The following is an 11,860-nucleotide window of genomic DNA, read 5'->3' as shown; positions in this document are numbered from 1 at the left end:
TAAATAACCTTATGAAAAAGATTATTAACTCAGACAAGGCACCAGCACCAATAGGTCCATACAATCACTCTGTAATGACGGGTGACTTACTGTTTATCTCAGGTCAAATACCTTTCAACCAAGCTACAGAAACTTTGGTTACAACAGGTATTGAGGATGAAGCTAAACAGGTAATGGCAAACCTAGAGGCTATCTTAGAGGCTGCTGGAATGACTTTTGAAAACGTAGTGAAAGCGACAATTTTCCTAACAGACATGAACGACTTTGCTACAGTAAACCAAGTGTATGGAAGTCACTTCTCTCCAGCATCTGCTCCAGCTAGAGAATGTATCCAAGTAGTTAAGCTACCTAGAAACGTAAACGTAGAAATCTCAATGATCGCTTCAAAATAAGATCATCTGATCATACAAAAAAAGGGATTGCCGATCTGGCAATCCCTTTTTTGTATTCAATAGCCTTACAAATAAGCTCTTATTTCTTTACTAATTTCAACTTAATAAGACTAAAGTCAGAAGCTGCATTGATCACCCTTTTATAGTCTTCCCAATACTTTTTATCAATTGAATAAAAGTCATAAACCTCTTTACAATCAATCGTCAATTCACCTGCTTTCAAAGTATAGCTCGATTCAAATAACCCCACCTGTTTGCCATCGACTACAAGCTTTTCTTTCATCTTCAAGTCTGACAAATTCTCTACTTTATACCCTTTAGGCAATTTGACCTTAATCTCTCTACTGTAATCCACAGCAGTAGTCAATTCGATTGGTAATACACGAGGCTTTTTATCCTCCAATTTCACTTGGTTTCCAATTACTTTACCAATGCTCACATAAGCGACATCACCTTGATAATCCACTAGAAAATTACCGTTATAATCTAAATCGAAGACAAATGGCTGAATACCATAATCCTCATATCTTATATTGTTCACTTTAATTTTATAGTCTGTAGCACCTGCTGAATAAGCCTCTGCGATAAACTGCTCCAATTCCTTGTGCTTACTCGCAGACAAAAAGACGAAATACTTTTGAAAATCTATACCGCGTTCGCCCATCACACTGTGCTTAGTCTGTACATTAACCTTATTTAAGTCTTGTAGATCCACGAAACAAGTAAAGTTGTCCTTTGTATAGAAAGTATTTAACACAACCTTCTTATTCTCATATGCTGTAGTCTCCATCCCTGCATACTGCTTAGTCACTACAAATAAACCTTCATTGTTGTGATAACTCATATCAGACAAAGGAATCAAGCTATCAAATGAAAAAGGAGCCAAATAAGCATCTAAACTAGGAAAGTAAAACAATACATCATTATAATTCAATCGTGTTGGAAACTTAGCATCGTATTTCAACTCATCCCCTTTAGTTGTCAAAACTAAGTCATAGCGAATGCCAAAATAATCGAAAGTAGCCTCGTATAGACGAACAATGTCTAACATATTGGCCGAATGCTCTTCTAATGCCTGACCCAATGGCTGACTAGCTATTGTATGTCCTACTTGAACTGCTCCTTTTATTTTATACTCTATATTGCGCACTGTCAACAGAGGCGACATATTCTTCTCAATTTTATCTGCAAAGGCTTGTACTGCTTCTACCTCTTTATTCGACAACGGTTTACGGATCTGCATAACTAATTCATCGGCAAATAACTTAGCTGTAAACATGTTCTTTTCTACTCCACCAAATATCCCGTCAACTTTGTATCGCAAAAAACGAACAGACTTATAGGGTACGGCATATTCTTCATTCAAAGGAATAGGCGTTACATTGTCAGCCTTGAACACCATTTTGGTTTTACCTTCTAACTCCTGTTCTTCTCCAGGAGGAACTCCATTATACGATTTGATATTCAAAGCTACATCTTCTGGGTAAATCAACTCATAGCGACTCTCAACAATTGGCAATTCCATTTGTAACATTATGTCTTGTCCGTCAATAACACTTGGTTCTTTCCACTGTGTTAAGAGCTCTACAACACTCCCCTTTTTAACCCCAGAAACATCAAAATACATCAATGTTTCTCCTGTATGTGGATTAGTTACTTCCTTGATACTATCATTGGGATAAATATAAGCCACTCCCTGAGGATCGACTACGCGAAACATCTGCTTGAGCGTACCTAGATCCTTAGTATTGCGCAACAATATTTTTTTAAAGCTAGCCGCTGTAGAGTCCGTAGCAATATACTGCTGATAATGCAACATATTATACTGAATCATCTCACCTGAAGCTAAGTCCAACTGAAGCTCATTTCGTTGATCAAATAGCAACAATCCATCGCGATTATCTAACTGTTTTATGTGCTGATCAGATACTTCTTGAAAGCCTACATTCTTAAAGTCATACTCTTGTCCATAAACTATAGAAGTACACGCTACCGTTACTACCAGCAAAATTCTCTTTATCATATCTCTATTTTTTCTATCGTACATCGATAATCAAATTTACAAAATTATATAGGTAAACCTATTACTTCTAACAGCTAAAACTATACTTGAACAAATTCTCATCGCTTGGTATTCTCTCTAAAAGTCAATATTCTCTATTATAAACTACTGTGTAAAGCCAAAAAGTCGCCCTTACATAAAGTAAAGACGACTCTTCAATCAACTTAATTGCGCTGATTAGTATGCCTTATCAATATCCGTTACGCGAATTAGTTTCTCGTTAACAAACTCATGAATACCGTATTTAGCTTGCTCTCTACCATATCCTGACATCTTCGTACCTCCGAATGGCAACTCAGGAGAGATACCTGTCACATGGTTAATATACACCATACCCGTCACAATCTGACGCGCTACCTGTACTCCTCTTTCTTTATTTTCAGTGAATACGCTTCCACCTAATCCAAATGGAGTATCATTAGCTAAAGCAATAGCTTCTGCCTCATTTTCCACTTCATAAATCATAAATACAGGGCCAAAAATCTCTTGGCTATACGCATCCATATCTTTGGTAATACCTGTCAAAATAGTAGGTTCCATAAACCAACCATCTCTGTCTAGTTTGTGTCCACCATACACTAGTGTAGCACCTTGCTCTACAGCTTTATTTACTTGCTTTAGCACATCTTCTCTTGCGCGTTCACTACTCAATGGAGCTAATTGTGTCTCATCTAACATAGGATCCCCAACTTTAGCATTTTTCACTTGCTCCACAACGCCTTCAATAAAGGCTTTGGCTAATTTTTTATCAACGATTAGACGTTTAGGAGAAACACATACTTGACCAGCATTCCACAGTCTTCCTTCCACTGCTCCTCTAATCGCTTTGTTAATATCCGCATCATCCAATACCACGAAAGCATCACTACCTCCAAGTTCTAAAGTAGTCTTCTTGATATATTTTCCAGCAGCTTCAGCTACACTCGATCCAGCGACTTCACTACCTGTAAAAGCAACACCTTTCACACGAGGATCAGCTATAATCGCCTCTATAGAAGCTCCAGGTACAAATAAGTTAGTATAAACACCATCTGGCAAACCACATTCTTTAAAAATCACTTCCATGATCTCCGCACATTGTGGGATATTCGAGGCATGTTTTAATACCATTGTGTTTCCTGCCATTAGGTTTGGTGCTGCCGAACGTGTAATTTGATAAAAAGGAAAGTTCCAAGGCTGTACACTAAGAATCGTTCCAATAGGCTCTTTACTGATGAACGCTTCACCGTGAGGTGTAGCAATCTTCTCATCAGCTAATAGCTCCGCTGCATTATCAGCGTAGAAGTCAAAGATATCAGCACATAATAGTACTTCTCCTATTCCCTCTTTTAAAAGTTTTCCCATCTCTTTAGTGATCAAGGCTCCTAACTCTTCTTTACGCGCACGAAATGCCTGTGCTACACTTTTAATAATAGCCGAACGCTCTTGCACTGTTGTCTTACCCCAAGAATTAAACGTCGAATCTGCTTTAGTCAAGATTTGATCGATCTCTTGAGCAGTCATTACAGGATATACTTTTTCTTCTTTCCCTGTTGTCGGGTTTATTGTTTTGATATTTGATTTAATTGTAGTACTCATATTTTATTAAAATTAAGTTTAAACGTAAATTTTATTTTCTATGAAGTTACAAAATTAAAGGTGAGTAGAGGTCCTCTTAATTTGTAAAGTTTCCTTAAAACAACTTAAACAATTCTACAAAAAGAATCCTTACTCCTTAATAATCAACGAAGTATAAAACTAAAAAAACCCATCGTACGATGGGCTTAATATAAACTCTAACACTATAATTAATGTAATTACAGTTCTTTAAAATAGAGTACTTTCTCTTTTTTATTCACTATTTTACATGTTATATCACTATTAACTAATTTAATATTTGAATACTTATCTTCCTGGTCAATGGAAATAGTAACTGGAAGATAAGACACTTCTGCTAAAGAAGCTTTCGTCTGTTCTAAGGTTTTTTTTAACCTTAATTTAATAATCTTCGGTGTTTCATTTAAGACAACTTCATCATTTACAACATCAAATAAATCACTTTCTAATTTAATTCTAAGTTTTAGATTATCGTAAGTCTTTGATAGATTCTGCTTATTAATACTCAACTCAAACTGAAGATTCTCATCTAAATTTATTATCGACATACTATTATTGATAAACAAAGTGTAAAATTCTATTCCATGTATAAAATTTACATGATCAGTAGCCTCAATTTGAGAACGCATTTTTTCATCAATAGCTTGAGAGGTAAGTTCTACTACGAACATATAAGCATCTTTATCAGCCACAAAACTAGACCATTTAGGAATTTCATTATACAACTTAGTAATTGGTGGGTTACTCACACTATGTCTTCCGTCGGTTAATAAGTAAACAATGTTTATCTTATCACCCACCACATGTTTTTTAGCTTCCACCCAAGCATTATAAATGTTTGTATTCTGACCTGGCACACTCTTCTTTGTAATTTCTTTAAGTTGAGTTATCAAGTTCTCTTTTCCTTGTTGTGTTGCTTTCTCTTGCCAAGTATTTATAATTTGATCTTGCCATGTTATTAAGACAATCTCAGCAGAAGGATCCTGTATCCCTTCAATAGCGGTTATTAACTGATTTCTAACTTTATCGAAAATATCAATTGACCCGGGCTCTCCAACTCCCCACATAGACTTTGTAATATCTAACTCAAATATATACTTCTTATCCTTAAGGCTATGTTGAGAAAAAACTGGCATTGTTACTAATATACAAATTGCCAAAACAAATATTTCTTTTAATTTCATTGTCTATCATTTTTAAATGATTTTGCTAGATTATCTATTGAATTGAAGCTCTCAATATTAATAGATAAAAAACGGTCTTTATTAAGACAATCTATTACAGAAGGTGGTGTGCTAGCAAAGTAATCTTTAATTTTAATCATCACTTTATCCCTGCATTCTGCGTTGTACACAGAATAAAGCTCATGTGTTTGTGCAATATAGGTAGGTATAACATTAATAAAAGGCCTTCCTCTTTCTTGAAGTTTTTTAATATCTTCATCAAAATTAAACCCAGTAAATAAGTTCATTTGATCATAATAGCCCAACATATATTCAGTTGCATCGAAATCAATTATTCCTATTCTATTATTTATTGATATATCCAGATAGTTTTCTAATATTTCATACCTATCGTAATCTTTGTCCATTAATGTAGAATAAGACTGTTTTATATTATTGGTTAACTCCCACTGATTAGTTTTAAAGTATGCTTTTAATAATTGAAGATCTATAACATTTTGAACAAAAGAATAATCAATATAAGGCGTAGCAAACCATCTTCTTTCAAATATTTTCCCTTGGTCTTGTAAAACATTAATAACCGATGTAATTCTCTTGTTTTTTGTTTCACAGAGCTCATAGAGCTCATAAAGTTCACCTAATGCTTTTTGAACTTCCGAAACACTTTTACTTTTAAGGCTAATTTCATGTTTTAAATCACCTATTTCAAACTCTATCTCTTCAATTGTATTCCTGAAAGCTCTACAAGAAAAGAGCCTATTAATAAAAAACTTTTTACTATGTTCTAACTCTACTAATTTTTTCTTTTCATATAACTTATCTAGTTTATCCGATAATTCTTGTTGACGACTTAGTTTAATATACTTTCGTTCAAGAGGTTTTTTATACTTAAAGAAGCTTTTTTTAAGTTGATTTTCGTATTTAGACAAGTTCTGTTTTGCTTCTGCTAATTGGCTTTTCAAAACTTCAATATCACTCTTGTAATCATCTTCTTCTAAAGATCTTAACTCAGATAATTCTATTTCTTGATAATGAGCTCTAACAATTTCTCTTTTACCTTCCTCTACAGATAGTACTTCCTTCTTCTCTTTATCTTCTAATACATACTTATAAATAATATTGAATATTAACTCCTTAATATTATACTTTAAAACAAAATTATCTACATCAATAACCCTATCCTTTTGCTCCCCTAACATAAGTTGCAAAGTGTATTGATAAGATCCAATTGCTAAATCTCCTTTTTCATTAGATTCTATATTTACTAAATCAAAAACAGGTTCTAAATCAGTGGTTATATTAGAATAATACTCATTGAATATTTTTTTTACTTCTGTTAGGCTTGATAATTCATACTTATTTTTCCCATCAAGACTAATTTTTTCATTTTTAAGAAATTTTCTAAAAATCGCATAATCAAAATAGGCGTTAAAATATAACTTATCAAAAAATATAGAGCCAATACCAAAAGACAAGAAGTTACTTTTTCCAGAAAGATTACTAAGCACTTTATACTGATTTGTCATAATAGCTATGATAAATTCATAAAGAGCAAATGATAAATACTCATTTTTATATCCTAAGAAAATAGCTTTTAAGTTTTTGTCATCTAAAAGAAATATAGTATCCACTATTGGACTATTCTTTTTAACACTTTCAATAAACAATAAATTTTCAGTAACTCTACTTTCTTCTTCATTAGATAAGATACCTATTCCGTCTGATATAATTACAAAATTCTTAATAATCACCGTACCAAAAGTACCATCACGGGTATACTCTCTTACAATATTAGAAAAAGACTCTATTATCGTCAAGTCTTGTTCAAGTGCAGAATACACCAAGTTTAAATTTATATAGGTATACTGTAGACTTTTATGTAATACATTTAAAATAGAAATCAAATCATTATAAGCTTTTGCTAAAAAAACATGCTCGTCTGTTAACTCAGAATCTACTTTATTAGGTAACTCATATTCTACATATTCCTCTTTATCCTTTTCATAAACATTGAACTTTTGAGCTCCCTCTAAGTCCACTGTTAAAAAAGACATTAATGTAGGTAATACAGACTCACGCGAATGAAAATTTCGCGCGAGTCCATTAAGACATGTTATTCCATCCTTACCAATTCCTATATTAATACAAGGACTTATCATATATCTTTTTTTACTTTAATTCTTTTGTTACAAAATCAATTTCTCTAATAACCAAATCTTTTATTTTTGAATAGATGGGTTTTTCAATATCTTCCATACTTACATTAATTTGAGCATAATTAGCTAAATAATCTTGCTTCATTTTTGAAATCAATTCATTGCTTTTCACCTCTCCATCTTTTTGCCTGATTTCATTAATTCCTGTAATTATCTCATCTATAAACTTCCCGCGTTTAAACAAATCAAATGATTCATCTCTATATTCAGAAAGCTCATACCAATAGTTTCGTAATGGATTTCCTTGTTCTCTAGAATATACTTTGTATTTCTTTGTATCTGAATCCAAACGCACAAGGTCATAACCAAAAGCTAAAACCCAAGCTTGCAAACTATTATCTTCTTTTTTAGCTGGCCATATTGAGAAATTTGAACGTTGCATTTTAGTTAACCAGTTCTTATCTATATTATAGATCATAGAATTAGAATTTTCTTTAACCCTATCATGGTCCCTACAATATCCTTCAACATCTAGAACCCCAAAAATAGGAGATGCTGCTTCCATACGATAACAAATTACTTTATTATGTATACCTGTGGAAACATATTCAATGTTTTGATTTTGTACAAGTGTAGCAAATGATTTTTTAAATGTAGAATTACTTGTAGGTAAACCGATAACAAAGTAATCGAAGAGTTCTTGACCTATAGCATAACCTTTTGAACTATGTTGCCATAAGGCATGTGATTTTGTGATTAACTGATTAGCAATCGCTTTAGTTTCTTCTTCACTTAAACCTCTTAAAACATCGTCAATAGATTTGTTTACAAATTCCTTAGACTTAGGTAGCTCCTTAGTATATTTCCAGAATTTTCTCTCTATATTTTCATCTTTCAATGTATCAAAATCCAGTATTCCATTATCCAAGGATTTATTCAATACATTAATAAAATCAACCATTAGATAATCTCCTTCTTTTGGATAGGTTTTATTCAAATCAAGCTTATGCAAATCAATAACAAATGTTTTTTGTCTTTCGTTTGTCGAGTTTATTGCGTTATTTACATAAGATTGTATTGTTTGTTGAATACGCTCTAATTTATTCTTAATTGTACTTATGGTTTTCTGATAATCATTAACCTCTCCTATAAGTTTAGTGATAAATTGTTTAGCCGAAGTTCTTCTTTTAATTTCATTAATCGTAATAGACTGATTGTTAACTAAATCATTCAGACTTTCTTTACTATCATTAATTGAAGATTTTTTTAAGAACGAAAAACCTTTTGAAAGCGCTTGCAAACTTTCAACTTCACTTTTAATAGCTTGATCGTTATTATTCTTATTGTTTAGAAAAATACCTTCTTCATCGTCCATTTCATTAAAGAAAATATTTAACTGTTGCTTCAAGTCTTCTAAAAAATGTTCCGTATTACCAATACCATTGTTATCATCTAATACTTTTACAATAAAGCTTTTTAGTTCTTTAGAGACATTGTTATATTTAACTTCAGAATTCTCATCAACATTTGCCTGAGAAGTCTTATCGATGCTAAGTAGATATGCGTTTATTTGATTCAATATATCAGAAACATCATTAATATATGGAAATTGATTCTGAGGTGTTTTACTTAACAAAGCATTAATTAGATTGTCGCTTCCATTATTCTCTCTAATATTTACCTCAGGGCTATCAATAAAATTATTGGCCAATGGCTGAGCACCAACTCCTTGTGTCAATAAATTATTAATCATGCTATGAGCTACTCTACGCGCGTAAATATTTGCTAGACCATTTCCATCATAATACAATTCACTTACTCCCATTCCACAGGCCCATGCACGTTTATTCAAAATATCTAGTTGCCCCCCTACCAGCACAGTTATCACATTATCATATACACTATTTACATTCGCACTTAATTCGCTTGCCCCTGTAAACATTGCTAGTCCAATTTGTTCAGAGATATCTGATATATGATCAATTACCGCACCACTTGTATTTTTATTACCTATGGTAAACAAAATATCAAATGGATTCTCCTTTATATCAATTAGCTGTTGATTCAAATTAATCGACAATCCTAAATGTTCTACATTTTTACTCATCAAGAAATCTAAATCTACTAATGCACCATAACTATTAGGCCTTGTATTTGCCATGGAAATACCTTGCTGCATTGCGTTAAATACATCAGGAAGAACTGCAAAACCAATGGACTTAACATTATTTACTCCAGCCAATGCATGTTTGACCAAATAAACTATATCTATAAAAGTCCCACTTCCTGTACCTCCAGCAATTGAAAAAACAAAGTTAATTTCAATACCGCTGTCTTTTGGAATAAATGTATTTTGATTTGCTATATCTATATTTCGAATATCATTTATTTTATTCTGAACGGCATTCATGATATTGTTCTGATTAAAATATGTTCCAAACCTACCATTTGTTCTTACCTGTCCTGCACCTTGCCACAAATTTTTTAAAGCATATTCATTCTCTTGAGGCATCCAATCGAAAATAGTGTCTCTATTCTTCTCATATGATGAGGCTGCTTCTTGTACCCCAATATGAATAATTTCAGATGGAGTAAATGAAACCTTACTATCTCTAACTTTATGTTTATCTAAAATACAATCTCTTGTAATTGATTTTTCTCCCGTACTGATATCGGTGTCTATTGCTAAAAAACCAATCATCGGAGGCAATTCACCATAGGTATCTAAAAATCTTTTCTTAGTATGTAATAAAGCTTGAGCTCCAGTTCCTCCGAGTCCAATAAATAAACTTCTCTTTAAAATATGTGCCATAATTATAGATATGTTAGTGTTATTTCTTCGTTTGTTGATGTATTAGTTATTTTAAATGTTTTTCCCTTTTCCATATTACTTGTAAAAGGCTCAATAGAATACGCTCCATTAGTTTTTACTCTTATCCTTCCTTTAATTCCAGGGGTTAAAATTAAAGGTGCGTTAAAGTAATCATGCACCACATAGACAATCTTCCCTTTAAATACTTTATTTAAAAAGCCTTGTTTTTCTTTTTTATTTGTGTAGACAATCTTAATCCTATTTTTAACTGGTGTATTCTTATAAAATGGACTTTGAATTGTAACTACACCTCTTCCAAACCTTTTAAACATAATAGGGCGTAATACCAATAAATAAATAAGTAATAATGTCAAAAGTACACCTGCAATACAAATTAATCTAAACTGAAGAGGATTCATCTTAACTTGCTGAGAAGCTGACCACTTATATATATTTGCGCTATTTAATTGATCAATATCATTCACCCTATCTATGTTGTGCTCTTTAATAGAGATAAAACCATAGAACTCACTATTAATTTTCTCTTTAAAAACTATCTGTAGGCGAATTGTATCAAGGCTCTTTTTAGATGATTCGATTGAAAACAAACCATTAACCACTGGTTTGTCATTAACTAGAAAGTGATAAGTTTTATTAGAGGAAGAGATTGGCTCACTAGTATGATCGCTTAAAGATAATTGTACGTACGAATCTGTCTCAGTTGCCCATTGATTAAAATCATAAACAAATGACTTTGTTAATGTGTCGTTTCTACCTTGCTTCCACAAAAATGCATCATAGTAAATTGACTTTCCAAATTCAGATTTCAACTCTGTTTCTGGTTCTTTATTTTGGCAGCTACTTACTAAAAGTATTATCCCAAGTATCAAGCTACCTTTAATCTTATATCTCATATATATAATTAACTATTATTAACAATAAAGTTATTCTAAAATAACACAATAACAAACTAAACCACACTTTATTATAAAAATTATAAAAGACAGTTAACAGTCCTTTCTATAAACCATAAACAGATTACAAAAGCTAAACTTAATAGTATCTATAATTGCTAAAGCTGTTGACATGTAAACATAATTATATAAATTTAACCCTTATTAACTCTATTTACTGTTATTTTCCGTCAAACCTCCTTTTTTTTGAGTAAACACCTATCTTCAAGTGTTAACAAAGCCTTAATCAAATATTTTATCATACCACTCACCTACATCTTCTCTTATTTCTTCATAATATTCATAAATAATCAAGCCAAGTGACGATTCAAATCTTTTTGATTGATATTTATTTACCCAAAAATAGCCATAGAAGTTTCCTTGTTTATCCACTACTTACTTACAATAACTTTCATTATTTTTCCTTTTATATTTTTCAACACTGCTCCTCTTCTAATTACTGCTTGCTTTCACAAAGTGCACACCAACAAATGTAAAATGAATACTTTAACTTAGTTTACGGAAATCCGTAAACCACCCACTTTTTTAAGTAAAGACTTTTAATAAATTAATAAATCTTCGATTTGCATAACTATATTTACCAATGTAAAAAAGCCCATCTCTCGATGGGCTATACTTATTTTGACTCTTCTATTTTATCCATTTATCAATGATAGATTGAATCTGGTCTTCAAAATTTTCACT

At 32.0% G+C, this 11,860-nt stretch carries 7 protein-coding genes; 1 reads left to right on the top strand and 6 read right to left on the bottom strand.

Going from position 1 to position 11,860, the window contains the following annotated elements:
• The first annotated feature begins 11 nt into the window (after positions 1–11).
• On the top strand, positions 12–392 hold the full coding sequence (locus GJV77_RS04655) for a Rid family detoxifying hydrolase (protein WP_155035192.1): 381 nt from the start codon (positions 12–14) through the stop codon (positions 390–392).
• A 79-nt stretch (positions 393–471) separates the two neighbouring features.
• On the opposite strand, the gene GJV77_RS04650 is transcribed toward GJV77_RS04655, so the two are convergent.
• The 6 genes from GJV77_RS04650 to GJV77_RS04625 form a co-directional block, all read right to left on the bottom strand.
• A complete protein-coding gene (locus GJV77_RS04650; RefSeq protein ID WP_162521563.1) occupies positions 472–2,415 on the bottom strand; it encodes a DUF3857 domain-containing protein in 1,944 nt (647 codons plus the stop codon).
• 216 nt (positions 2,416–2,631) lie between these two features.
• Positions 2,632–4,032 carry an NAD-dependent succinate-semialdehyde dehydrogenase gene (locus GJV77_RS04645; protein WP_155035190.1) on the bottom strand — a complete coding sequence of 467 codons (1,401 nt, stop codon included), beginning with the start codon at positions 4,030–4,032 and terminating at the stop codon, positions 2,632–2,634.
• A 218-nt stretch (positions 4,033–4,250) separates the two neighbouring features.
• The gene (locus tag GJV77_RS04640; protein WP_155035189.1) at positions 4,251–5,234 is read right to left on the bottom strand and encodes a vWA domain-containing protein; all 984 of its coding nucleotides are present in this window, start codon (positions 5,232–5,234) and stop codon (positions 4,251–4,253) included.
• Positions 5,231–7,393, bottom strand: coding sequence for a hypothetical protein (locus tag GJV77_RS04635; RefSeq protein ID WP_155035188.1), 2,163 nt, complete (start codon positions 7,391–7,393; stop codon positions 5,231–5,233). Before GJV77_RS04635 ends, GJV77_RS04640 begins: the two co-directional genes overlap by 4 nt.
• 10 nt (positions 7,394–7,403) lie before the next feature.
• Positions 7,404–10,202 carry a tubulin-like doman-containing protein gene (locus GJV77_RS04630; RefSeq protein WP_155035187.1) on the bottom strand — a complete coding sequence of 933 codons (2,799 nt, stop codon included), beginning with the start codon at positions 10,200–10,202 and terminating at the stop codon, positions 7,404–7,406.
• 2 nt (positions 10,203–10,204) lie between these two features.
• Complete coding sequence (locus GJV77_RS04625) at positions 10,205–11,116, bottom strand: hypothetical protein (protein WP_155035186.1); 912 nt, start codon at positions 11,114–11,116, stop codon at positions 10,205–10,207.
• Between the last annotated feature and the right edge of the window lie 744 nt (positions 11,117–11,860).

It is taken from the genome of Myroides pelagicus, from assembly GCF_009711055.1.
In the GTDB taxonomy this organism is placed as follows: domain Bacteria; phylum Bacteroidota; class Bacteroidia; order Flavobacteriales; family Flavobacteriaceae; genus Flavobacterium; species Flavobacterium pelagicum.
The sequence above is the reverse complement of the archived record's forward strand: the minus strand, read 5'-3'. Positions and strand labels throughout refer to the sequence as shown.